A 23,112-nucleotide genomic window follows, 5' to 3' on the forward strand; every position below is an offset into this window, starting at 1 on the left:
GCCCCGGCGAACCCCTTCCCCCAATCCTCGACCACCGCCAAATGGGTGGCGAGCATCAGATCCCGCTTCGTCCCGAAGTAGTACTGAATGAGCCGCACCGAGATCCCCGCCTCGGCCGCCACCGCCTGAAAGGTGGCGGCATCGAGCCCGCCGGCGGCGATGACCTTGCGCGCGGCGGTGGTGATCTCCCGCCGCCGCTGCTCGTGATCCACCAAACGCGGCATGTGACCAGCTCTCCTGTGACTCCCTGGGGTGCGAAGTTTTTGATGGTACGCCCATATCATTTTTATGGTACGTTCATACCATCAACGATGATGGACGGGGAGGCGCGATGGCCAAGATCGGGCAATGGAAGAGTGAGGCGGCACGGGACGCCTACATGAAGGCCTATGCGTCACTGTCGAACCTATGGACGGTTCCGACCACCGAGTTCGACATCGAAACTTCTTACGGGACAACACATGTCCGCAAGTGCGGTGACGGTGCGGGGGCTCCGCTGGTGCTGATTCCGCCGGTGATGGGCAACGGGGCGGTGTGGTATCCGATCATCGAGCGGCTGGCCGCCGAGCGGACCGTGTACGCGCTCGACATCATCGGCGGGCCGGGACTGAGCGTGCAGACGGCGCCGATCACCGGCCGGGTCGACTACGCGACCTGGCTCGACGAGACGCTGGCGGCGCTCAGGTTGCCGCACGCGCACGTCATGGGCTATTCCGATGGCGCGTGGCGGGCGTTCATGGCGGCGGTGGACGGGTCGAATCGGATCGCGAGTCTGCTGTTGGTCGAGCCGGGCGGGGCGGTCGGCAAGACGCCGTGGGGTGTGCTGTTCAAGATGATTCGCTACGCCATTCCGCCGTCGGAGAAGAACATGCGCAAGGCGGCCGAATGGCTGATGCCCGGCAATGTGCCGGTCGAGGAGGAAATGGCCTGTGCCAAGCCCGGACTCGGCTACAGGACGCGGTCGCCGTGGCCGCAGCGGCTGAAAGATGCAGAGCTGCGGGCGATCACGGCACCCACGTTGCTCACCTACGGTGCCGAGTCGGTGCTCGGTGACGCCGAGGCGGCCGCGGCCCGTGCGCGACAGCGGATTCCGCGCTGTGAGGTGGAGATCTACCCCGGCGCGACGCACGGACTGCTGTTCCAGGGGCGCGACAAGGACGCCGTCCTCGACCGGATTCTCGGCTTCGCGAGCATGCACGATCCCGTGGACGCTCCGCACGCCAACTGAATCCGCCACAGACCGAAGCTTCGAAGAGGAAGGGAGGCCGAATGGCCGACAAGATCGGACGTTTCATCAGCGCGAAGGCCAAGGCGAGGTACCTGCGGGCCTATGACGCCATGGCGGCGCAATGGCCGGTGCCGTCAACGGATCTCGATATCACGACGTCGTACGGAACGACGCGGGTACGCAAATCCGGGTCCGGTTCCGACACACCGATCGTGTTGCTGCCGGGCATGCCGGGCAATGGGTTGTTCTGGGAATCGGTCATCGAGGGACTGTCGCGGGATCGCGTGGTGTACACCGTGGATCCGCTCGGCTGGGCCGGGCGCAGCGAGCAGACCGCTCCCCTGCGCGACGAGGCCGACATCGTCGCCTGGTTGCTCGAGGTGTTCGACGGATTGGGCGCGGACCGCGTGCACCTCGCCGGATACTCGGTCGGCTCCTGGCTTTCACTGCTGGTCGGCGTGCGGCACTCCGAGCGACTGGCCAGTGTGACCATGCTCGAACCGGGTGGCGCGACCTTCACCAAACCGCGATGGAGTGTGCTGTTCAAGTTCCTTGTCGGCGGCATGGTGCCGACGCGCAAGCGGATGGCCAAGCTCATGCAGTGGCTCACGCCGGGCATGGAACTCACCGACGAACAGTGGGAACTGGCCATGAGCGCCATCAGGTTCCGCATGGCCATGCCGTGGGAACGACCGCTCACCGACGAGCAACTCGCGGCGGTCACCACACCGCTCATGGTGCTCTTCGGAGCCACCACGGTCGCCAACGATCCGGAAGTCGGCGCACGGCGAGTCCGCGAGCTGATCCCGAGCGCCGTGGTCGACATCTATCCCGGCGTAGGCCACGAAATGCTATGGGCCATACCGGAAAAGGTGATCCCCCGGTTCCTCGACTTCGTGAAGCAGCACGATCAGGTCCGCGCCTGAGCTATCGGCCGACCTTCGGCTCGGGGCCCAGTAGAAGGCGTGCGAGCGTGTCCGTGAGCCAGCGCTCGTACGCCGCCGGCGTCCAACCGGCCTCGCCGACCAGGCTGTGATAAACGCCGTCGGTCATCAACGCGACGGCGACATCGGTGGCATTCGCGTCGAGATTCCTGCCCGTATCGCGGATCTGCGCGATGACCGCGTCGATCTCGACGCGGTTGCGGCGCATGGCGTCTGCCCACGCGTCGGCGAGGTCGGCGTCGATGCCCACCCCGGCGTGCAGCATGGTGAGGATGTCACCGCATCGCTCGCGGGTTTGCCGACTTCCCTTGGCCAGCATGCGAATCAACGCCATGGGATCGTCGAGGTGCTGGGCCTCGGCCCGCAGGTCGATCAGCCCGGCTTCCTCTTCGAGCAGGTCGATCAGCCCCCGCAGCACACCGGCCTTCGAGCCGAAGTGCGAGTAGATCGTCTGTGGCGCGACCCCGGCCTCACGCGCGATCTGCCGAATCGACGTACCCGCATAGCCACTTTCGGCGAACAGCCCGCGCGCGGTGGTCAGGATGGTCCGCAATGTCAACTGCTCACGCCGATCCCGCAGCCGCACCACACCGGACCGCTCCGCTGACATCCACGCCTCCTGCCGACAACCACACCCGTGACCGGATCAGCGTACCGCGTACACGACCAACGGACTACTCACTAGAACAGTGTTCCATTAAATGGCCATCTGTTCTAATGTGATCGTCGTGATGAAGCAGATCTACTACGCGGCAACCATTTACACCGTGCTCGGCCTCCTGTCCGGCCTCTTCTACCGCGACTACACCAAGTCCCACGACTTCACCGGCAAGACCGAACTCGCCGTCACCCACACCCATCTGCTGACCCTCGGCACCCTGTTTTTCCTGATCGTCCTGGTCCTGGAAAAGCAGTTCACCCTCTCCTCCCAGCGCCTGTTCGGCTGGTTCTTCTGGACCTACAACGTGGGTGTCCTCTGGGCGGTGGCCTGCATGACCGCGATCGGTATGCGAACCGTGCAGGGCCGCACCGAAAGCAATCTTCTGGCCCACCTTTCCGGCGGCGCCCACATCCTCCTGACCATCGCCTTCACCCTCTTCTTCAGCTGCCTGTACCGCCCGGCGACAGCCACCGGACACACCCCGTCCAGACATCCGTTCCGGCATGAGAATTCGCGATACAGCCGGAATGCGGGAGGTCGGATCTAGGGTGCTGGCATGAGTCTTGTCAGTCACATCAATCCGGAATCGCTACCGACCAGTCCGGCGTTCAGTCAGGCCGTACGGGTTTCGGCCGCGGCGGACACGATTTACGTCGGTGGGCAGAACGGGATCGACGGCAGCGGGCAGCTGGTGGGGCCGACCCTGAAGGAGCAGTCCCGCCAGGCGCTCGCCAATGTCCGGGCCTGCCTGGTGGCGGCGGGCGCGGACCTCGAGCACATCGTGAAATGGACCATGTTCGTCGCGGCGGGCGAGCCGGTGCGGGACGGGTACGAGGCTTTCCTGGAGATCTGGGGCGCCCGGACCGATCCGCCGCCCGCCATCACCGTCCTCACCGTCGCCGCCTTCGCCCGGCCCGGAGTGCTCTGCGAAATCGAGGCGATCGCAGCCGTCGCGGCTCGCTGAATCGAAAGCGTCGGTCGTTTTCAAACCTTGTCCTGGTCCGGTAGCCGATTGCGGAAGCGTTCGGATTCGCTGTGGCCGTTCGGCGTGAACCTCTCGGTTTCCGGGCGGTAGGGGCCGGGCTTCGGGCGGGGTTCGCCGCCGGGGAAGGCGAGGCGGGCGATGGTGCGGTGGACCATGGCCCACTGGCGCGCGAGCGGGCCGGAGTTGTAGGGGAGTTCGTAGCGTGCGCAGAGGTCTTTGACCTTCGGGGCGATTTCGGCGTAACGACTGCTCGGCATGTCGGGGAACAGGTGGTGTTCGACCTGGTAGCCGAGGTTGCCGCTGATGATGTGGAACAGCGGACTGCCCTCGATATTGGCGGCCCCGACCAGCTGCCGCCCGTACCAGCCGCCGCGGGTCTCGTTTTCGACCTCGTCCTGGCTGAAGGTATAGGTCTGGTCGGGGAAGTGGCCGCAGAAGATGATGGCGTGCGCCCAGACGTTGCGCATGATGTTGGCGGCGAAGGACGCTGCGAGGGTGGCCAGGAAGGCGCGTTCCACTCCGGGGAGCAGCCGGTCGAGCACGTTCGCGACCCGGTCGGTACGGCGGCTGCCACTGATCGCCCTGAGCCCCTTGCCGATTCGCGACGTCGAGGGCTGCGGCAGCCGATCGCGGAGAACGAGCTGGGCCGCGCCGAACGCCGCCGCGCTCACCAGCGGCCAGCCGAGATAGTCCTTGGTGATCTGCGCTCGCGCCTTGGCGGCGATGCCTTTCAGATCCCGCCAGACCTCGCTCATCGGTTTGTCCCCGGCGCGAATGGCCTCGATGTCCATGTCGTGAAAGGCCACTCCCCACTCGAAGAAGGCCATGAGCAGCACGTTGTAGAACGGCTGTGCCAGGTATACCGGGCTCCACTTCTGGTTCGGGTCGATCCGCATGATCTCGTAGCCGAGATCCTTGTCCTTGCCGCGGATATTGGTGAAGGTGTGGTGAATGTAGTTGTGGGAGTGCTTCCATGCCTCCGCGGTGGAGGCGGTGTCCCAATCCCAAACCGTGGAGTGGATGTCGGGGTCGTTCATCCAATCCCATTGGCCGTGCATGATGTTGTGGCCGATCTCCATGTTCTCCAGGATCTTCGCCATGCCCAGGCAGGCGGTGCCGGCCAGCCACGCCGGGGGATAGATCGAGCCCAGCAGCAGTGCCCGGCCCGCGACGGCGAGCTGGCGCTGGGCGGTGATCACGGATTTGATGTAGCGGCGGTCGCTCTCGCCCAGGTCGGCGTAGACCGCGGAGTGTATGGCGTCGAATTCCTCGGCCAGCTGTTGCAGTTGCCGATCGCTGAGATGCGCGAGGGGATTGGGTGCCGTCTTCATGTCCGTCCTTTCGATCAGAGTTCGATCTCGATGTCGCCCTCGGCGGTATTCACGCAGATCCGCACGGCCCGGCCGGTAGGTTCGCCGACCTCTCCGCTGCGCAGGTCGCGCAGTTTGCCCGAGCGCAGGACACCGGTGCAGGTATGACAGATGCCGATCCGGCAGCCGTGGCGCAGGTCCAGTCCGGCCCGTTCACCGGCGACCAAAATAGGTGTGCTGCCGTCACATTCGGCGTCGACGCCGCTGCGCTGAAAGTGCACGAGCCCGCCCTGCCCGCCGCCTTCCGCTCCGCCGATGATCGGCTGGAAGCGTTCCATGTGCAGCTTGTCCGGGTTGCCGTGCGTGTTCCAGTGCTCGGTGAGGGCGTCGAGCATCGCCGGCGGACCGGAGCAGAAGGCCTCGCGTTCCCGCCAATCCGGGCACAGCGTGTCCAACTCGCCGGGTGTGAGCCTGCCGCGTTCACCGGTCAGCCGGATATCCAGCCGCAGACCCGAATGGCGGCGGTCCAGATCGCGGAGCAGCCCGGCGAACATCACCTGCTCGGCCGTGCGCGCGGAGTGCGAGACGACCACGTCGCCCAGCGCCCCGCGCCGATCCAGGCTGCGCAGCATGCTCGCGATCGGCGTGATGCCGCTACCGGCGCTCAGGAACAGCAGCTTCGCGGGCGCCGGTTCGGGCAGGGTGAACACACCCTCGACCTCACCGAGCCGCACCACCTCGCCCGGCCGGATCGCCCGCACCAGGTAGGGCGAGACGACCCCGTTCTCCACGAGCTTCGGCGTCACCGATATCAGCCCGTCGGCCGCATCCGGATCCGAGGTCAAAGAGTATGCGCGCCAATGGAAGACACCGTTGATGAGCACCCCGAGCCGAACATACTGCCCCGGCCGATGCCCACCCCACTCGTAACCGGGCCGGATGAACACCGATGCCGCGTAGGCCCCTTCCGGCACCACCTTCTCGACTCGCCCGCGCAACTCCCGCGTAGTCCACAACGGGTTGATCAGCTCGAGGTAGTCGTCCGGCCGCAGCGGTGTGAACAGATGCCTGAGCGCCCGTAGGAGCAGCAGCCTCCCACGCGATACCTTCGGTCGAGCACCCCGTTCCGCCATGTCCCTAGGCGTAACACTCGTGCACTCGAATAAACGTGGACGGTGAGACATCACGACTGAACACGGCCGTTCTCGAGATGTTTGGCAGAACAATCGTTCACCCATGAAGGTCTTACCAGTCAAATACCCGAACACATGTTCGATCTTGTGGTAGGTTCGTGCGCATGTCGACGCCATTGCAGGGATCGCTGCTCGATGGGTTCGGGGAGGTCGGGGTCGGGGCGCTGGATGAGGTCCGGCGCACCGAGCTCGGGGATGGGGCGTGGGTCGATGTGCTGCCGGGGTGGTTGAGCGGGGCGGACGAGTTGTTCGAGCGGCTGGCGACGGGGGTGCCGTGGCGGGCGGATCGGCGGGCCATGTACGACCGGGTGGTGGATGTGCCTCGGCTGCTGCGCTTTTACGAGGAGGGGCGGGAGCTACCGGATCCGGTGCTGAGCGAGGCTCGGGATGCGTTGAGCGCGTACTACTCCGAGGAACTCGGGGAGGCGTTCACCACGTCGGGGCTCTGCTACTACCGGGACGGGAACGTCAGCGTCGCCTGGCACGGGGATACGTTCGGGCGCGGGGCCACCGACGACACCATGGTGGCGATCGTGTCGGTGGGTGCGGCGCGGGCGCTGTTGCTGCGGCCGCGCGGGGGCGGGGCCAGTGTGCGGTATCCACTGGGGCACGGGGATCTCATCGTGATGGGCGGGTCGTGCCAAAGGACTTGGGAGCACGCCATTCCCAAGACGAAGCGGCCGGTGGGGCCGCGGATCAGCATCCAGTTCCGGCCGCGCGGCGTCCGGTAGCCGAGGGGTCCGGACGCCGCGCACCGATTCCGCTGTGCCGGGCCAGGAATGAATCCGCGGGAGTTGCGGTTCATTCGCCCGTAACGGCAGGACGCACGAGGAGTCGAGGAACGATGGCGGAATTCCAGCTGGGCGGCGATCTTCCGGTCAACCGGATCGGTTACGGCACCATGCGTTTGGCGGCCGCGCCGGAACCCGGTTTCGAGCCGGGCATGGGACACATCTGGCGGGCGCCGACGGATCGGGCCGCGGCTGTGGCGGTGCTGCGGCGGGCGGTCGAGCTGGGGGCGAACCTCATCGACACCGCGGATTCGTACGGACTGGGTGAGAACGAGGAACTGGTCGCCGAGGCGCTGCATCCCTATCGCGAGGATGTGGTGATCGCGACCAAGATCGGCGTGCTGCGGCCCTCGCCGACCGAATGGGTGCCGCTCGGGCACCCGGACTATCTGCGCCAGCAGGCCGAATTGGGTTTGCGCAGGCTGAAACTCGACCGCATCGACCTGTTGCAGCTGCACCGGATCGACCCGAACTATCCGCTCGCCGATCAGATCGGCGCCCTGGCGCGACTGGTCGAGGAGGGCAAGGCGCGCCATATCGGGCTGTCGGAGGCGACGGTCGAGCAGCTGCGGGAGGCGGCCGCGATCGCGCCCATCGCGAGCGTGCAGAATCTCTACAATCTCGGCGACCGCCACCACGAGGATGTCGTGGATTACGCCGCGGCGCACGGGATCGCGTTCATTCCGTTCTTCCCGGTGGCCGGGGGCGCGCACGCCGGGCCCGACAGCCCGCTCGCCGAGGTGGCGGCCGAGGTCGGGGCCACCCCGGCCCAGGTGTCACTGGCCTGGCTGCTGCACCGCTCCCCCACCTTGCTCCCGATTCCGGGCACCACCTCCCTCGCGCACCTCGAGGAGAACCTCGCCGCGGGCGCGGTATCCCTGACGCCGGATCAGTTCGAGCGGTTGTCCGCGCTCGCCGAGGTTCCCGCGCACGCCTGACCCGGGCGGGTCAGGGGCGGCGAGCGAAGTCCGGAACCCGTTCGGGAACAACGCCGCGGGCGACCAGGAAGACCGGCAGGCTCCGCAGCACCGGAATGCGCCGTCCGATCCGCAAGGCCAAGGGAGTCTCGGGGAGGTCCGAGATGTTCAGCCGTCCGGCTACCGCCGGGCGGACGAAGCGGGCGTGGGCGATGCGCTGCATCCCCTGGATGACCGCGGTCGGCAGCACGCGGTGGCGTTGCACGCGCGCCAGGTCGGCGGTGGTGACGTTGTGCGACAACAGTTTCGGGCCGAGGATGCGGGCGGCCGCGACCGCATCCTGCACCGCCAGGTTGATACCGACGCCGCCGACCGGGGACATGGCGTGCGCGGCATCGCCGAGGCAGAGCAGGCCGTCGGTATACCAGCGGTCGAGCCGATCCAGTTTGACGTCGAGGAGTTTCACCTCGTCCCAGCTCCGCAACGCTTCGGCGCGGTCGGCCAGCCACGGCACCACGTCGGCCATCTGGCGGGTGATGACGCTGACCGGTTGGCTCGCACGCAGTTCCGAGTCGCTGCCCTTCGCGATGAGGGTGGCGCACTGGAAATAGTCGCCGCGGTCGAACATGATGACCACGCGGTTCGCGCTCACCAGCGGAATCAGCCCGGACGGATCGGTGCCGTGCCGTGGAATCCGGAACCACCAGGCGTCGAAGGGCGTGGCCCAGTTCCGCACCCCGAGTCCGGCCGCCGACCGCACCACCGAGGAACGGCCGTCGCAGGCCACGGTCAGCTCCGCGCGAATCTCGCCGTCCGCACCGTCTTTCGTGCGGTAGCGCGCGCCGACGACCCGGCCGCCCTCGTGCACGAGCCCGACCACCTCGGTGTTCATGCGCAGCCGGAAGCTCGGTTCGACATCGCCCGCGCGGGCCAGCAGATCCAGCAGATCCCACTGCGGCACCATGGCGATGTACTTGTGCCGGCCCGGAATGTGATTCAACGTCGCCACCGGCACCATGCGGCCGCCGATGGGGATCTGCACATCGTTGAGCCGCCGCTGCGGCAGCTTCGCGAAATCCTCGCGCAGGCCCAGCGCGTCGATCAGTTCCAGGGTGGTGGGGTGCACGGTGTCGCCGCGGAAGTCGCGCAGGAAGTCACCGTGTTTCTCCAGCACCGTGACGTCGATACCGGCGCGCGCCAGCATCACTCCCAGGAACATTCCCGCCGGGCCCCCGCCGGCAATGAGACAGGTCGTACGCTCCATCGGGACCTCCCGAGTCGAGACCATCGTCGCTTCCGATGGTAGGCCGAGTTCGGCTCGGGGACAGGCGCTTCGCGGGGGCCGTCAGCGGTCGCGATACAGGACGAAGAAGTACGGTTCGTTCAGTCCGCGCATGTCCATCACGCCGAGCAGGGTGTCGGTGTCGACGCGGCGGAAGATGTCGATGATCGGCAGGTGGTCGTAGATCATTGCGGCGCTGGACTTTCCACGGAATTCCAGATTCCGCAGCCGGGCCTTCGGCGTCCGCGTGCGCAGCGCGGGCCGCAGCATGCCGAGCGAGCGACGCACCGGGCGCAGCGCCGACACCGGGACCTTGCCCGCCAGGAACAGCGGCACCCGGCGCGGATCGACGGCGAAGATCTCCCCGTGCGGCCCGGCGAACAACAGCGGCTGCACACTGTCGGCGCTGTCGAATTGCTTACCGTACCACCCCGTTTCGACCAGCATGCCGTCCCACGGATGCCCGGTGCCCACTTCCGCGCCGCGCCAGCGTCCGGTGGTGATCTCCTCCACCCGCACGGTCGGCAGGCTGTCGAACAACTCCCACGCCTGGGCGGCCGTGGCCGGGTTGTCGATCAGCGCGCGCAGCCGCGCGGCAGCGTCCGTCGCCGAGTCGGCGGCAACCATCATGATCTCCTCGGTGAGAGTCGGCGGCACAATTTCCCTCACCCTAGCCCCGACCCGCACCGGCCGATTAGAGCCAGGCTGACATCCCGACACCCTCATTTGGCCGAATACATCGATCCGGACCAACCTTTTGGTCTCCGCAACAAAAAGTTGGCCAAATCCCTGGCGGTCACCGTTTTAGTCATCTAGTCTAAAACTATGACGACAGCGCGAGAGACCGCGGAGACCATCCGGGCGGCGCGGCGGCCCGAGGATCTCTTCGGTTCCGCGGCAACCGATTCCACGAGCAGGCAGACGGCACGGCGGCGCTACCACCGGATGGCGGCGCTGGTTCATCCCGATCGGGTCGAGGCAGTCGACGCGAGCATCGCGAGTGCGGCGTTCGCGCGACTGTCGGAGTTGTACCGGCGGTGGCTGGAGCTGGACGAGGCCGACTTCGAGGTGACCGGCGCGCACGGGCGCTACCCGGTGGGTGGGCTGCACGCCGCCGGATCGATCGCGGATTTGTACCGCAGCGGATCGGATCGGGTCGTGAAGATCCCGCGCCGCGCGGCCGCCAACCGGCTGCTCGCCGGGGAGCGAAACGCCCTGCGGGACATCGCGAGTGTGGCCGCCGAGCACGAATGGCTGCGACCGTACTTCCCCGAACTCGTCGACACCGTCGATCACCTCGACTCCGGGACCGGCGAACACCGCACCGTGAATGTGCTGACCGCGCTCATCGACGGGTTCGTCACCCTCGAAGACGTCCGGGCCGCCTATCCCGACGGGCTCGATCCGCGCGATTACGCGTGGATGCATCGCAGACTGCTGCGCTGCCTCGCCGGGGCGAAGCTCGCGGGCTGGGTGCACACCGCCATCAGCCCGGCCAATGTGCTGGTGCATCCGCGCTTGCACGGAATCGTGCTGGCGGGTTGGTCTTTCGCGACCCGGCCCGGTGTTCCGGCGGCCGCGACGCTGAAGTCGCTGGACTATCCGCCCGAGATCCGCGACGCGGTCTCCCCCGCCACCGACGTGTACCTCGCGCATCGCCTCATGTTCACCATGCTCGGCGACCGCGCCCCGGCACCGCTGCGCGCCTACGCCACCGGCTGCCTGCAAACCGATCCCAGGCTGCGGCCCGACGCCGCGGACCTGCTGGACGAATTCGACGATCTGCTCGACCGGCTCTACGGGAAGCGCCGCTTCCGGCCCTTCGAGCTCACGAAAGGTAAGTGATAGCAATGGGTTACGGACGCTGGGACGACAGTGCCTACGACGCCGCGCGCACCTTCCGGGCCGCCAAGGGGCTCGACGACTTCGGCTACACCGCGGATATGCGGTCGGTGCCGTGGGATCAGTGGAAGGCGCACCCCACCCTGGATCCGCTGGGCGTCGGGATGCGCGAGTCGAGAGATTCGGCCGATCACGGGAATTCGCTGCCGATCGCGGTGCTGTTCGATGTCACCGGGTCGATGGGCCGGGTGCCGCGCATCATGCAGGAGAAGCTGTCCAAGCTGCACGGGCTGTTGCAGCGCAAGGGTTATGCCGACGATCCGCAGATCATGTTCGGGGCCATCGGTGACGCGGAGAGCGATCGGGTTCCGTTGCAGATCGGGCAGTACGAGTCCGACAACCGGATGGACGAGCAGCTGCGGCTGATCCTGCTGGAAGGCGGCGGTGGCGGGCAGAAGTCCGAAAGCTATGAGCTGGCAGCGTATTTCATGGCCCGGCACACCGTCACCGACGCGTGGGAGAAGCGGGGGCACAAGGGCTATCTGTTCATCGTCGGCGACGAGCTGAACAAGAAGCGGCTGGCGGCCCGCTACATTCGCGCGGTCATCGGGGACGACGTGCACCAGGACATCGCGGTCGACTCGATCTACCGGGAGCTGGCCGATCGCTGGCACGTGCACTACATCCTGCCCAATCAGTCCAGCTACTACCGGGATCCGGAGATCGCCGAGCACTGGCAGGGGCTGCTGGGTGAGCGGTTCCTGCGGCTGGACGATCCGGCGGCGGTGTGCGAGCTGATCGCGCTGACCATCGGGATCAACGAGGACCGCGTCGATCTGGGCGCGGGGCTGGCCGATCTGCGCGATATCGGCTCGACCAGTGAGGCGGACGCGGTGGGCAAGGCCCTCGCACCGCTGGGCGGGACCCGCCGGGGGCGCAGCGTCGGCGCGCTGCCCGCCGCCACCGGGACCGACGACGTCGATCTGTGATTGAGCACTAGTTACGAAACACGAAGGGACACCCCATGTTCGGCGACAATCACCTGATCGTGGTGGACTTGGGCTTCGGCGACGCCGGCAAGGGCGCGACCGTCGACTGGCTGTGCTCACCCGCCGCCGGACTCGACGTGGCGGCGGTGGTGCGGTTCAACGGCGGCGCGCAGGCCGCGCACAATGTGCTCGCCCACGGCCGCCACCACACCTTCCGGCAGTTCGGGTCCGGCACCCTCTCGCGGGTGCCGACCCTGCTGTCGCGGCACATGCTGGTCGAACCGCTGGCCCTGGCCAGCGAGGCGCGGGAACTCGCCGCGCTCGGGATCGCCGATCCGCTGTCCCTGCTCTATGTGGACGAGCGCGCCCTGCTCACCACGCCGATCCACGGGGCCGCCAACCGGTGCCGGGAGGATGCGAGGGGTACCTCCCGGCACGGTTCATGCGGCATCGGAATCGGGGAGACGGCGAGCTACGCGCTCGACCACGACGCGCCGCGGGTCGCCGACTGCCTGCGGCCGGAGGTGTTGCGGCGCAAGCTGATCGCGCTGGAGGAGCACTACGCGCCGCTGCTCGCGGGTAGTCGTCACCGTTACGACCCGATCGACGATCTGGTCGAGGCGTACACCGCGTTCGCGCGGGCGGTGGCGATCCTTCCCGGCGATCAGCTCGCCGCCTTCGCGAACACCGGGCGGCTCGTCTTCGAGGGCGCCCAGGGCGTGCTGCTCGACGAATGGCGTGGGATGCATCCGTACACCACGTGGTCGACGGTCGAGCCGCGCAATGCCCACGCCATGCTGGCTCGCATCGGGGCGCCCGGCTATGTGCTGGGCGTGACCCGGGCCTACATGACCCGTCACGGGGCCGGGCCGTTCCCGACCGAGGATCCGGCACTGTCGATTCCCGAGCGGCACAACGGAACCGGCGAATATCAGGGCGCGTTCCGGCTCGGGCACCTCGATCCCCTGCTGCTGCGTTACGCCATCGACGCGTGCGAGGGAATCGACGGGCTGGCGGTCAACCACCTCGATGCCGTCGGCGAAATCCGCACCGCCACCGGCTATCTCACCGAAGAAGGGTGCGTCGACCGGCTGGAGTGCGGCGTCTGGCAGGACCTCGAGCATCAGCAGGCGCTGACCGACCTACTCAACGCCGCGACCCCGGCCCTGACCGATCTCCCCGACGATGTGCCCGCCTACCTCGAAGCCGAACTCGGCGCGCCGGTCGTCCTCACCGCACACGGCCCCGACCGAGCCGATCGCACGCTCCGCATTCCGGCTCAGGCATGATTGTCCACTTGTGGAGCAACAATCCGCGGTATCCATCGACGTGATCACCCTGCGCTACGGCGCCGACGACCCCACCGTCGGCGTCGGCATCGCCCCCCGCAAATGGGCCCCCTTCGAGAATGCCCTCGCCCTGCCCGGCGTCCTGCTGCGCCGGGGCGAACGCCTCGCCGAGGCGGCCCGCCGCGCGGTCCACACCAAACTCGGCGTCCCCGAGCACGCCATCACCGCCGTAGGCCAGATCGCCACCTTCGACGAACCCAACCGCGACCCGCGCGGCCCCACCCTCTCCATCGCCATGTGGGCCGTCGTCACCGACCACGGCGCGGACACCGCCGAATGGATCCCGTTCGACGAGATGCCCCCGCTCGCGTTCGACCACAGCGAGATCCTGACCGCCACCCGCGATCGCCTCGCCGAATTGCTGTGGAAGGACCTCACCTTCACGCGAGCCCTCACCGGCAACCAGTTCACCGCCACCCGCGCCGTGGCCCTCACCACCGCCCTAACCGGCGTGAAACCCGACCCGGGCAATCTCAACCGCACCCTGGCGGCCCTGCCCGGCCTCGAGCGCACCGGCGAGCGGGTCCGCGTGAAGGCGACCGGCCGACCGGCCGCCATGTGGGCCTTCACCGCCTGAACGGCGGGGCTCCACACCGCGCCGCGATCACACCCGCTCGGCCCGCGCCGACACGATCCGCCTCGCTTCGCCGATGTGCCACCCGGCGATTACGGCAGCAGCACCAGGCGGCCGCGAAGACCGCCTTCGACCTGAAGGCGATGGGCCGCCGCCACCTGGGCGAGAGGAAGCGTCCGCGCGACTCGCGGGGTCAGGCGGCCCGCGTCTACCAGGGCGGCCAACTCGGCGAGGCGGGGGCCGTCGGCGCGAATCCAGGTGTTGGCGACCCGGATTCCGCGCAGGCCCACCGGTTCCGCGCCACCCACGACCGCAGCGAAGGCACCGGTCGAACGGACCGCGTCGAGGGCCTCGGCGCCCAGCGAGGCCGCGTCCACCGCGCCGTCGACACCGCCCGGTACCAGGGCGCGCACCGCCTCGCCGAGGCGAGCACCACGCGGGACGAAGAACTCCGCGCCCAGTTTGCGCACCACCGGCTCATCGGATGCGGCGGCCGTCGCCACCACCCGAAGACCTTGGGCCGCAGCCAGTTCCACCGCGAAACCGCCCACCGCACCGGCCGCGCCGGTCACCAGCACGGTCTGCCCGGCTGCCAAGGCCAATGCGTCCAGGGATTGCGCGGCCGTCAGCGCATTCAGCGGGAGGGTCGCCGCCTCGACCGGCGACACCGAACGCGGCGCGAGCGCAACTGCCGCCGCATCCAGGACCACGTACTCCGCATGTGTGCCCAGCGGCACATCCAGGCGATCGGACAGCCCGAAGACCTCGTCACCGAGTGCGAAACCCGTGACACCGGAGCCGATCTCGTCGATCGTCCCCGCCACATCCCAGCCGAGGCCGATCACCTCGCGCGCCACCATCAGCCCCGCCTGCGCCAGCCCGCCGGAGCGGGTGTGCACGTCCACCGGATTCACCGCCGCCGCGGCGACCCGAATCCGCACCTGCCCGGGCCCGGCCGCGGGCACCGGCACCTCGGCGATCTCCAATACCTCGGGGCCTCCGAACGACCGGATCACGACGGCACGCATGTGAAATCTCCTCTGCTCCAGGGGTTGTGGTTCCGAGAGCAAACCTAGGGAGTGTTACTCTCCGTCGGGAAGTACGCACCCCGGAGTGCGTATGGCACGCGAGGGAGAGCCATGGCGACCAAGACCGCGGCGCAGCGCCGCACCGAAGCCCGCCGCGCCTACGACGCCTACGTCCAGGAATGCCCCACCCGGCACCTGCTCGACCGGATCAGCGACAAATGGGTCAGCCTGCTGCTCAACGCACTTGCCGACGGACCGCGCCGGTACTCGGATCTGTCCCGGATCGTCGCGGGGGTCAGCCAGAAGATGCTCACCCAGACCCTGCGATCGATGGAACGCGACGGCCTGATCAGCCGCACGGTCACCCCGTCGGTGCCGGTGCGGGTCGACTACGAGCTCACACCCCTCGGCCGGACCCTGCTGCCGGTCATGCAAGCCATCAAGAGCTGGGCCGAGACCTACATCGAAGACGTCCTGGCCGCGCGCGAAATCTACGACGGCCAGCAGCGCTGAACCCCCGCGCCCTCACCGAATCGGCCGCCCGCAGCCCAGACCGTGCCATGCCCTCCGCCGGACCTGCTCCGGCGAACCCCTCCCGCGAGACAGACCCCACCACCCGCTCGCTGAGTGGCACACCAGCGCGGGAGATTCAGGCAAGCCTCCTCACTGCTGTGCCACTCAACGATGGGGCGGGCAGCGGAAGACGGTGCGCGTCACGATGGTTGGTTGATGACCGACCGGACGAGTTGGCGGACCGATTCGCGGAGGCGGTCTTTTTGACCGGCTCGGACCATGTGAGGCACGAGTTCGCCACCCAAAGGGGCAAGGAGTAGCCCGCCGACCACCTCGGCGTCGAGGTCGGGGCGAACCTCAGTGAGCAGGGTGCTGATGTGGGTGGCCCAGAAGCGGTGGAATTCCTCGCGGCGGGGGTGCGGGGGCAGCGCCTGATAGGCGACATTCAACTCGATGTCATCGGCGATCAGGCAGGTCATGGCGTCGAAGTAGGCGAGCAGGCGGTCGCCGGCCGGAGCGCCGGGTCCCAGCGGCGGCGGACCCGATTGCACGGCCTCCATCAGGCCGGTCGCGCCCTCGGCGATGAGCTCGTAGAGCAACCCGGCCCGATTGCCGAAGCGGTGGAACAGGGTTCCCTTGGCCACCCCCGCCGCGGCGGCGATGCGGTCCATCGTGGCCGACTCGGCTCCTTCCTCGGCGAACAGCTTGCGCGTCGCCTCGAGGATTGCCTGCCGGTTGCGGGCGGCGTCGGCGCGTTCCTTGAGCGGGGGCATGTCACCACTCTCGTCGAAGGATTGCAGCGTTGACAACTTGACCGGCGGTCAATATGTTCGGCAATACCAACTTGACCGTCAGTCAACTTATGAGGTTTCGATGCAAGCAATCCTATTGACCGCTACCGGTGGACCCGAATTTCTCGTGCCGGGTGAGGTTCCCGCGCCGCGTCCGGACGCCGGGCAAGTGCTGGTGCGCAACGAGGCGATACCGGTGCTTTACCCCGAGACCATGCTGCGCTCCGGAGCGTTCCCGCTGCCGGTGGAGTTTCCGCTGGTGTTCGGGACGCAGGCGGCGGGCGTGATCACCGAGGTCGGCGACGGCGTGGACACGGCTCTGATCGGGCGGCGGGTGCTGGTCGGCAGCAACAGCTTCGGCACCTACGCCGAACAGGTGTGTGTCCCGGCCGAGGTCGTCACCGAGATTCCGGAGGGAGTGTCATCGGTGGATGCGGCGGCGGTCGGCATGTCCGCGTCGGTGGCTATTCCGCTGCTGGAGACGGCGAAACTCACCGGCACCGAGACGATTCTGGTCGAAGCGGCCGCCACGGGAGTCGGCGCGTACCTGACCCAGCTGGCAAAGGAATACGGGGCCGCCCGAGTCATCGCTACGGCGGGCGGTCCCGAAAAGGCCGAGCAGGCACGCGGATTCGGGGCGGATACGGTCGTCGATCACCTGGATCCGGAGTGGCCGCGGCGGCTGCGCGAAACCCTCGGCGGCGCAACGCTGGACGTGGTGTTCGATTCCATCGGCGGTGAATCCGCGCTGGCGCTACTGGATCTCATGACCCCGTTGCGCGGCCGCATGCTCAGCTACGGATTTCTGTCCGGCGCACCCGCGCAGGTCAGCACCATGGACTTGATCATGCGGGGCCTTACGTTGACCGGCTGCTCCGGACCGGCGTGGCTGGCCGGAGTCGCCGAGACGCGGGCAGCGGCCCTGGAACGGACCGCGACGGGTTCGATCACGCCGCTGGTGGATCGGGTCCTGCCGCTCGAAAAGGCGGCCTACGCACACGAATTGCTGGATCAGCGCGCTGCCAAGGGCACGATCGTCCTGCGACCGGCCCTGGCGTGAAATACCAGCTCAGCCGGTGATTTCCCACTCGTAAATGGTGAGTTCCGAAGCGCCCGTGGTGTGAATCGGGTCGGTGTGGATGAGTTCCTGTGCCGCGGACAGGCTTTCGGCGGTGATCACATACGCCCCGCCGGTGCTGTCGGTGAACTTGCCGGATTCCACCAGCTGTCCGCGCTCACGGACATCCGCCAGCCATTCCTTGTGCGGAACGATGACGGAGTCGTCGAAGCGCGGGGTGCGCATGGCCATTACCAGATACTTGCGCACCCTGCGCTTCTCCTTCTCGACTTACTGCTCGGCGAATTACTCGTCGTCGGCCGGCGCGGCGGTGGCGCGGGTCGCGGCCGCGGCGGCACGGACCTGCGGTGCCACCCCGACCACCTGGCCGAGCACGCCGTTGATGAACGACGGGGAATCGTCGGTGGACAGCTCCTTGGCCAGCTCCACCGCCTCGTCCACGGCCACCACCGGGGGAACGTCGTTGGCGTGGAACAACTCCCACACCGCCACCCGCAGGATGGCGCGGTCCACGGCGGGCAGCCGGGGCAGCGTCCAGTCCTGGGACAGGTACGACTCGATGGTGCCGTCCACCCGGTCCAGATCGTCGGCGACGCCTTCGACCAGGACCCGGGTGTAGGGGTTGATCGGCGCGATCGACTCCTCACGCACCGACAGCGAGACCCGCTCGGAGAGCAGGTCAGCGGGGTCGATGTCGCGCGCCTCCGCCTCGAAGAGCAGATCCACCGCGCGGCGGCGCGCCTTGTGCCGTGCGCCGAGCTTCTTGAACGACTTCTTGTCCGATTGATCGGCCACGGAAGACATTATCCGTCGCGTCAGGAGTTGACGCGGCTGATGTAGCTGCCGTCGCGGGTGTCGATGCGCAGCTTGTCACCCTGGTTGATGAACAGCGGCACCTGGACCTCGGCGCCGGTCTCCACGGTGGCGGGCTTGGTGCCGGCCGAGGAGCGGTCGCCCTGCAGGCCCGGCTCGGTGTGGGTGACGATGACGTCGATGGCGACGGGGAGCTCGACGAACAGCGCCTCACCCTCGTGCATGGCGATCTGGACGGCCATGTTCTCCAGCAGGAAGCCCGCGTTGCGGCCCAGCAGCTGCTCGCCCAGGTGCACCTGGTCGTAGGTCTCGCCGTCCATGAAGATGTAGTCCTCACCGTCGTGGTAGAGGTACGTCATGTCGCGGCGGTCGACGGTCGCGGTCTCCACCTTGACGCCGGCGTTGAAGGTCTTGTCGACGACCTTGCCCGAGACCACGTTCTTCAGCTTGGTGCGCACGAAGGCGGGACCCTTACCCGGCTTGACGTGCTGGAACTCGACGATCTGCTGCAGCTGATTGTCGATCTTCAGCACGAGGCCGTTCTTGAAGTCGCTGGTGTCCGCCACTGTCCTCGGATCTCCTACTAGTCGTTATTCAACCGCGCGTCAGTCGACGACGGTCAGGTCTTTGCTGGTGCGGGTGAGCAGTTCCGGGCCCCCCTTGCGAACCACAAGCGTGTCCTCGATCCGAACGCCACCGCGGCCGGGGAAGTACACACCTGGCTCGACGGTCACCGCCACGCCATCGAGTAGTGTACCCGTGCCCGTTTTGGCGATTCCGGGCGCTTCATGGATCTGCAGGCCGACGCCGTGTCCGAGGCCGTGCACGAACAGCTCACCGTGCCCGGCCGCCTCGATCACCGAACGCGAGGCCGCGTCCACCGCCTTGGTCGACACGCCCGGTGCCAGCGCCTCCCGGCCCGCCTGCTGCGCGGCGTAGACCAGGTCGTAGACCTCGCGCTGCCAGGCCGAGGGCTGGCCGAGGACGAAGGTGCGGGTCATATCGGAGTGGTAGCCGCCGACCACCGCGCCGAAGTCGAGCTTCACGAAATCGCCGGTGGCCAGCACCGCCTCGGTCGGACGGTGATGCGGGACAGCCGAATTCGCGCCCGCGGCCACGATGGTCTCGAAGGCGACGGCCTCCGCGCCGTGCTCGAACATGAGCCATTCCAGTTCGCGGGCCACCTGGCGTTCGGTGCGGCCCGGACGCAGGCCGCCGCGCTCGAGCAGGGTGGCCAGGGCGGCGTCGGCGGCGTCGCAGGCCGCGGCCAGGCGGCTCACCTCGTAGGCGTCCTTGACCATGCGCAGCTGCTCGACCAAGCCCGCGACCCCGACCAGTTCCAGGCCGGTGGCCAGTGCCGACAGGCCGCGATGCTGTTCGACGGTCATGATGTGGCTCTCGAAGCCGACGCGGCCGGTCTGCCACTCGCCCGCGATCTCCACCACGCGGCGCGCGCTGGCCCGGTTGATCTCCGCGCGCAGGTCCGGCACCTGTACCCCGACCTGGGTGATGTAGCGGCCGTCGGTGCAGATGATGGTGCGGTCCTCGCTGGAATCCCAGGCGTAGACCAGCAGCGCCGCGTTCGAGCCGGTGAAGCCGGTCAGGTACCGGATATTGATCAGATCCGTGACCAGCAGGGCGTCGATGCGGTTCTCCACCAGCAGGTTGCGCAGGTTGGCCCGGCGCAAGGCGTAATTGGGCCGCTGGGTCGGATCGTGATCAGCAGACATGGATTCAAAGCTACCGCCGACACGCCGCAACACGGACACGCAACACGTGAAAGGGCTGGTTACGGAAACCCCGGTGTTCACAACCGAAGCAGTTCTCCACATTTCACGATCGGCCGCCCCACGCGGCCGATCCACGCGAGAACCTCGATGCATGAGCCCCCTGCCGACCCTCTTGTTCACAGCGTGGTGCACAGCCCTGAGCACCTTCGACCTGCGCACCCGCCGTCTGCCCAACGCCCTCACCCTCCCCGGCGCGGCCGCCGCCCTCGGCTACGGATTCGCTACGGGCAAACCGGCACTCGCCGTCCTCGGCGCGCTACTCCTCGCCCTCCCCTATCTCACGATCCACCTGTGCGCACCCCACGCCCTGGGCGCGGGCGACGTGAAACTCGCCCTCGGTCTAGGGGCGGTGACGGCCCTGCACAGCCCGCAGACCTGGGCCTGGGCCGCCCTCGCCGCCCCACTGCTCACCGCCGCGGCGGGTGTCGGCCTGCTGCTGGCCCGGAGAATGGGCGGGTCGGAGAGTCCCGGTGAGACGCTGGCGCATGGGGCGGCGATGTGCGTGGCCAGTGCGGTGGCGGTGCTGGGCGGGCGGTGACATCGGGGTTTGGGTGGGGCGTCGGTGGGCCGTGTGTTCGAGCACCTGTTCTCGCATGGAAAGATGTCACTCGTGTTGCGCTGGATAACTGCCGGAGAATCCCATGGTCCCGCTCTCGTCACCATCCTCGAAGGAATGGTGGCCGGTGTCGAGGTGACCACCGCCGATGTCGGCGCACAGCTGGCCCGGCGTCGGCTCGGCTACGGGCGCGGCGCGCGGATGAAGTTCGAGGCCGACGTGGTGACCATGGTCGGCGGCGTGCGCCACGGCCGCACCATGGGCGGCCCGGTCGCCATCGAGGTGGCGAACTCGGAGTGGCCCAAGTGGACCCAGGTCATGTCCGCCGATCCGGTGGACCAGGCCGAGCTGGCCGATATGGCCCGCAATGCCCCGCTGACCCGGCCCCGCCCCGGGCACGCCGACTACTCGGGCATGCTCAAGTACGGCTTCGACGACGCCCGCAATGTGCTCGAGCGCGCCAGCGCCCGCGAGACCGCGGCCCGCGTCGCGGCGGGCACCGTTGCCAAGAATTTCCTGCGCCAGGCCCTCGGTGTCGAGGTGATCTCGCATGTGGTGTCGATCGGCACCGCCGCCAATACCTCCGGCGTCATCCCGACCGCCGCGGATCTGGACGCCATCGACGAGTCGCCGGTGCGCTGCTTCGACAAGGCCGGCGAGGCCGCCATGATCGCCGAGATCGAGGCCGCGAAGAAGGACGGCGACACCCTCGGCGGTGTGGTCGAGGTCGTCATCGAGGGCCTGCCGGTCGGCCTGGGCTCGTTCACCTCCGGTGAGGCGCGCCTGGATTCGCGACTGGCGGCCGCGCTCATGGGGATTCAGGCCATCAAGGGCGTCGAGGTCGGCGACGGTTTCGAGACCGCGCGCCGCCGCGGCAGCCAGGCCCACGACGAGATGAAGCCCGGCCCGGACGGCGTGCTGCGCTCCACCAACCGCGCCGGCGGCCTCGAGGGCGGTATGACCAATGGCGAGGCGCTGCGCGTGCGCGCGGCCATGAAGCCGATTTCGACTGTGCCGCGGGCGCTCTCGACGGTCGACATGTCCTCCGGCGACGAGGCCGTGGCCATCCACCAGCGCTCGGACGTGTGCGCGGTGCCCGCGGCCGGTGTGGTGGCCGAGGCCATGGTGGCGCTGGTCGTGGCGCAGGCGGTGCTGGAGAAGTTCGGCGGCGACTCGCTGCCCGAGACCATCGACAACATCAACGCCTACCTCAAGCGCATCAACGCTCGCCCGCACATCCCGGGCAACGCGGGGCAGTGACCGCCGACGACGGCGCGGTGTCCGACGAGAACGCGGCGTCCCACCAGCAGACGGCTCGAGGCCGGGACGCGACGTCCGAGAACGCCGTGAATCCGGTGGCGAACACCGGTGAAAACGACCGGCCAGTGCCGAATTTGGTGCTGGTCGGCCCGCCGGGCGCGGGCAAGTCGACCATCGGCCGCAAGCTGGCCCGCGAACTCGGCGTCGAGCTCTACGACACCGACGCCGGGATCGAGGAGCGCACCGGGCGCACCATTCCGGAGATCTTCGCCGCCGATGGTGAACCGGAGTTCCGCCGGATCGAGGAAGAGGTCGTGCGCGACGCGGTCCTCGCCGGGCACGGCGTGGTCTCCCTCGGCGGCGGCTCGGTGCTGTCCGCCGCCACCCGCGCCCTGCTGCGCGGCCGCACGGTCGTCTACCTGGAAATCAGTGTGGGCGAAGGGCTCCGCCGCACGGGCGCCAGCACCAACCGCCCGCTGCTCAACGACGCCGATCCGGCCAAGAAGTACCGCGAGCTGATGAAGATCCGCCGCCCCCTCTACCGCGAGGTGGCGACGGTCCGCGTCCGCACCGACGGCCGCAGCCCCGGCCGCGTGGTCCGCATGGTTTTGGCCAAGCTCGGCCTGGAACCGGTTGCCCGCCCGGCGGATTCGGCCACCGAGACCCCCACCGTCGAGCCCGGGATCAGCAGCTCGCGTTCCCGCGCCCGGCGCAAACGTCGACGTGGCGGCCGAGCCGGTGCAGAGTCGCCCGCCGCCGGGACGGCTGCCGCAACCGCGAATACGACTGCCGCCGATACCGATTCGGCTGCGACCACCGCCGCACGCAACGGCCAGGCCGCGCCCGCCGACTCGTCCGAAGGCACGAACGACGGCACGAAACGGCCCCGCCGCAATCGCCGCTCGCGCCGCCGCGGCGGCCGAGCCGAGGTGGCCTCGGGCACTGTCGCACCGTCCGCTGCCGTCGCGTCCGACGCCGCCGACGGCGAATCCGGCTCTCGCGCATCCGAATCCGGTGGCGAAGCCGACGCGGTTGCCAAGCGTGGCAGCCGCAACCGCCGTCGTCGCGCCTCCCGCGCGGCCGGAGCCCCGGCGAATCCCGCTGCCACTCCCCCGGATTCAACGCCGTCCACCGACTCGGCCGCCCGCGCCGAGCCCGGACCGTCCGCCCCCGCAGCCCCCGGCAGCGGCCGCTCCCGGCGGGCGCGCGCCCGCCGTG

26 protein-coding genes and 1 pseudogene are annotated in these 23,112 nt (G+C 68.4%); 15 read left to right on the forward strand and 12 right to left on the reverse strand.

Annotated features, from left to right (window positions below):
• A partial coding sequence (locus ACAM49_RS19385) for a TetR family transcriptional regulator (RefSeq protein ID WP_369636934.1) occupies positions 1-224 on the reverse strand: 224 nt, incomplete at its 3' end.
• Positions 225-331: 107 nt separating this feature from the next.
• On the opposite strand from ACAM49_RS19385, the gene ACAM49_RS19390 reads away from it, so the two are divergent.
• On the forward strand, positions 332-1,228 hold the full coding sequence (locus tag ACAM49_RS19390; protein WP_369636935.1) for an alpha/beta fold hydrolase: 897 nt from the start codon (positions 332-334) through the stop codon (positions 1,226-1,228).
• 41 nt (positions 1,229-1,269) lie between these two features.
• Positions 1,270-2,154: an alpha/beta fold hydrolase gene (locus ACAM49_RS19395; RefSeq protein ID WP_369636936.1), complete on the forward strand. Its 885-nt coding sequence runs from the start codon at positions 1,270-1,272 to the stop codon at positions 2,152-2,154.
• Between the two features lies 1 nt (position 2,155).
• On the opposite strand, the gene ACAM49_RS19400 is transcribed toward ACAM49_RS19395, so the two are convergent.
• Positions 2,156-2,782 carry a TetR/AcrR family transcriptional regulator gene (locus tag ACAM49_RS19400; protein ID WP_369636937.1) on the reverse strand — a complete coding sequence of 209 codons (627 nt, stop codon included), beginning with the start codon at positions 2,780-2,782 and terminating at the stop codon, positions 2,156-2,158.
• Positions 2,783-2,873: 91 nt separating this feature from the next.
• On the opposite strand from ACAM49_RS19400, the gene ACAM49_RS19405 reads away from it, so the two are divergent.
• Entirely contained in the window at positions 2,874-3,380 is a 507-nt protein-coding gene (locus ACAM49_RS19405; protein WP_369636938.1) for a DUF2871 domain-containing protein, read from the forward strand.
• A 9-nt stretch (positions 3,381-3,389) separates the two neighbouring features.
• Positions 3,390-3,797 (forward strand): RidA family protein, encoded by a 408-nt coding sequence (locus tag ACAM49_RS19410; protein WP_369636939.1) that lies wholly within the window; start codon positions 3,390-3,392, stop codon positions 3,795-3,797.
• A gap of 20 nt (positions 3,798-3,817) precedes the next feature.
• On the opposite strand, the gene ACAM49_RS19415 is transcribed toward ACAM49_RS19410, so the two are convergent.
• Together ACAM49_RS19415 and ACAM49_RS19420 are read right to left on the reverse strand one after the other, a co-directional pair.
• Entirely contained in the window at positions 3,818-5,149 is a 1,332-nt protein-coding gene (locus ACAM49_RS19415) for a fatty acid desaturase (RefSeq protein WP_369636940.1), read from the reverse strand.
• Positions 5,150-5,163: 14 nt separating this feature from the next.
• Positions 5,164-6,261 (reverse strand): ferredoxin reductase, encoded by a 1,098-nt coding sequence (locus ACAM49_RS19420; RefSeq protein ID WP_369636941.1) that lies wholly within the window; start codon positions 6,259-6,261, stop codon positions 5,164-5,166.
• Positions 6,262-6,425: 164 nt separating this feature from the next.
• On the opposite strand from ACAM49_RS19420, the gene ACAM49_RS19425 reads away from it, so the two are divergent.
• Together ACAM49_RS19425 and ACAM49_RS19430 are read left to right on the forward strand one after the other, a co-directional pair.
• Entirely contained in the window at positions 6,426-7,052 is a 627-nt protein-coding gene (locus ACAM49_RS19425; RefSeq protein ID WP_369636942.1) for an alpha-ketoglutarate-dependent dioxygenase AlkB, read from the forward strand.
• Positions 7,053-7,165: 113 nt separating this feature from the next.
• The gene (locus tag ACAM49_RS19430; RefSeq protein WP_369636943.1) at positions 7,166-8,050 is read left to right on the forward strand and encodes an aldo/keto reductase; all 885 of its coding nucleotides are present in this window, start codon (positions 7,166-7,168) and stop codon (positions 8,048-8,050) included.
• Positions 8,051-8,060: 10 nt separating this feature from the next.
• On the opposite strand, the gene ACAM49_RS19435 is transcribed toward ACAM49_RS19430, so the two are convergent.
• Both ACAM49_RS19435 and ACAM49_RS19440 read right to left on the reverse strand, forming a co-directional pair.
• Positions 8,061-9,293 (reverse strand): FAD-dependent oxidoreductase, encoded by a 1,233-nt coding sequence (locus tag ACAM49_RS19435; protein WP_369636944.1) that lies wholly within the window; start codon positions 9,291-9,293, stop codon positions 8,061-8,063.
• Between the two features lie 81 nt (positions 9,294-9,374).
• Positions 9,375-9,980: a DUF4334 domain-containing protein gene (locus ACAM49_RS19440; RefSeq protein ID WP_369636945.1), complete on the reverse strand. Its 606-nt coding sequence runs from the start codon at positions 9,978-9,980 to the stop codon at positions 9,375-9,377.
• A gap of 156 nt (positions 9,981-10,136) precedes the next feature.
• On the opposite strand from ACAM49_RS19440, the gene ACAM49_RS19445 reads away from it, so the two are divergent.
• The 4 genes from ACAM49_RS19445 to ACAM49_RS19460 are packed head-to-tail and all read left to right on the forward strand — an operon-like array spanning position 10,137 to position 14,068.
• On the forward strand, positions 10,137-11,156 hold the full coding sequence (locus ACAM49_RS19445) for a hypothetical protein (protein WP_369636946.1): 1,020 nt from the start codon (positions 10,137-10,139) through the stop codon (positions 11,154-11,156).
• 5 nt (positions 11,157-11,161) lie between these two features.
• Positions 11,162-12,142 (forward strand): hypothetical protein, encoded by a 981-nt coding sequence (locus tag ACAM49_RS19450; RefSeq protein WP_369636947.1) that lies wholly within the window; start codon positions 11,162-11,164, stop codon positions 12,140-12,142.
• 35 nt (positions 12,143-12,177) lie between these two features.
• Positions 12,178-13,431, forward strand: coding sequence for an adenylosuccinate synthetase (locus tag ACAM49_RS19455; protein ID WP_369636948.1), 1,254 nt, complete (start codon positions 12,178-12,180; stop codon positions 13,429-13,431).
• Between the two features lie 10 nt (positions 13,432-13,441).
• Positions 13,442-14,068 (forward strand): NUDIX domain-containing protein, encoded by a 627-nt coding sequence (locus tag ACAM49_RS19460; RefSeq protein ID WP_369636949.1) that lies wholly within the window; start codon positions 13,442-13,444, stop codon positions 14,066-14,068.
• Between the two features lie 89 nt (positions 14,069-14,157).
• Here the strand turns inward: ACAM49_RS19460 and ACAM49_RS19465 are convergent, their stop codons facing one another.
• Positions 14,158-15,093, reverse strand: a complete 936-nt coding sequence (locus ACAM49_RS19465; protein ID WP_369636950.1) for an NADP-dependent oxidoreductase — start codon at positions 15,091-15,093, stop codon at positions 14,158-14,160.
• 111 nt (positions 15,094-15,204) lie between these two features.
• On the opposite strand from ACAM49_RS19465, the gene ACAM49_RS19470 reads away from it, so the two are divergent.
• On the forward strand, positions 15,205-15,606 hold the full coding sequence (locus tag ACAM49_RS19470) for a winged helix-turn-helix transcriptional regulator (protein WP_369636951.1): 402 nt from the start codon (positions 15,205-15,207) through the stop codon (positions 15,604-15,606).
• Between the two features lie 200 nt (positions 15,607-15,806).
• On the opposite strand, the gene ACAM49_RS19475 is transcribed toward ACAM49_RS19470, so the two are convergent.
• Positions 15,807-16,379, reverse strand: a complete 573-nt coding sequence (locus ACAM49_RS19475; RefSeq protein ID WP_369636952.1) for a TetR/AcrR family transcriptional regulator — start codon at positions 16,377-16,379, stop codon at positions 15,807-15,809.
• Positions 16,380-16,479: 100 nt separating this feature from the next.
• Between ACAM49_RS19475 and ACAM49_RS19480 the strand changes: the two genes are divergently transcribed.
• Positions 16,480-17,457 (forward strand): zinc-binding alcohol dehydrogenase family protein, encoded by a 978-nt coding sequence (locus ACAM49_RS19480; RefSeq protein WP_369636953.1) that lies wholly within the window; start codon positions 16,480-16,482, stop codon positions 17,455-17,457.
• A gap of 9 nt (positions 17,458-17,466) precedes the next feature.
• Here the strand turns inward: ACAM49_RS19480 and ACAM49_RS19485 are convergent, their stop codons facing one another.
• From ACAM49_RS19485 to ACAM49_RS19500, 4 genes are read right to left on the reverse strand one after another with little or no spacing between them, the layout of a single operon-like run.
• A complete protein-coding gene (locus tag ACAM49_RS19485) occupies positions 17,467-17,724 on the reverse strand; it encodes a YciI family protein (RefSeq protein WP_369636954.1) in 258 nt (85 codons plus the stop codon).
• Between the two features lie 36 nt (positions 17,725-17,760).
• Positions 17,761-18,270, reverse strand: a complete 510-nt coding sequence (nusB, locus tag ACAM49_RS19490) for a transcription antitermination factor NusB (RefSeq protein WP_369636955.1) — start codon at positions 18,268-18,270, stop codon at positions 17,761-17,763.
• Positions 18,271-18,290: 20 nt separating this feature from the next.
• On the reverse strand, positions 18,291-18,854 hold the full coding sequence (efp, locus tag ACAM49_RS19495; RefSeq protein ID WP_040809576.1) for an elongation factor P: 564 nt from the start codon (positions 18,852-18,854) through the stop codon (positions 18,291-18,293).
• Positions 18,855-18,893: 39 nt separating this feature from the next.
• On the reverse strand, positions 18,894-20,018 hold the full coding sequence (locus tag ACAM49_RS19500) for a M24 family metallopeptidase (RefSeq protein ID WP_369636956.1): 1,125 nt from the start codon (positions 20,016-20,018) through the stop codon (positions 18,894-18,896).
• Between the two features lie 151 nt (positions 20,019-20,169).
• Between ACAM49_RS19500 and ACAM49_RS19505 the strand changes: the two genes are divergently transcribed.
• The 3 genes and pseudogenes from ACAM49_RS19505 to ACAM49_RS19515 all read left to right on the forward strand — a co-directional run.
• Positions 20,170-20,616 (forward strand): prepilin peptidase, encoded by a 447-nt coding sequence (locus ACAM49_RS19505; protein ID WP_369636957.1) that lies wholly within the window; start codon positions 20,170-20,172, stop codon positions 20,614-20,616.
• A 72-nt stretch (positions 20,617-20,688) separates the two neighbouring features.
• On the forward strand, positions 20,689-21,894 hold the full coding sequence (gene aroC / locus ACAM49_RS19510; protein WP_369636970.1) for a chorismate synthase: 1,206 nt from the start codon (positions 20,689-20,691) through the stop codon (positions 21,892-21,894).
• Between the two features lie 125 nt (positions 21,895-22,019).
• Positions 22,020-22,694: pseudogene (locus tag ACAM49_RS19515) on the forward strand (shikimate kinase); the annotation flags it as partial.
• Positions 22,695-23,112: the final 418 nt, after the last annotated feature.

The organism is Nocardia sp. JMUB6875, assembly GCF_041154655.1.
GTDB lineage: Bacteria > Actinomycetota > Actinomycetes > Mycobacteriales > Mycobacteriaceae > Nocardia.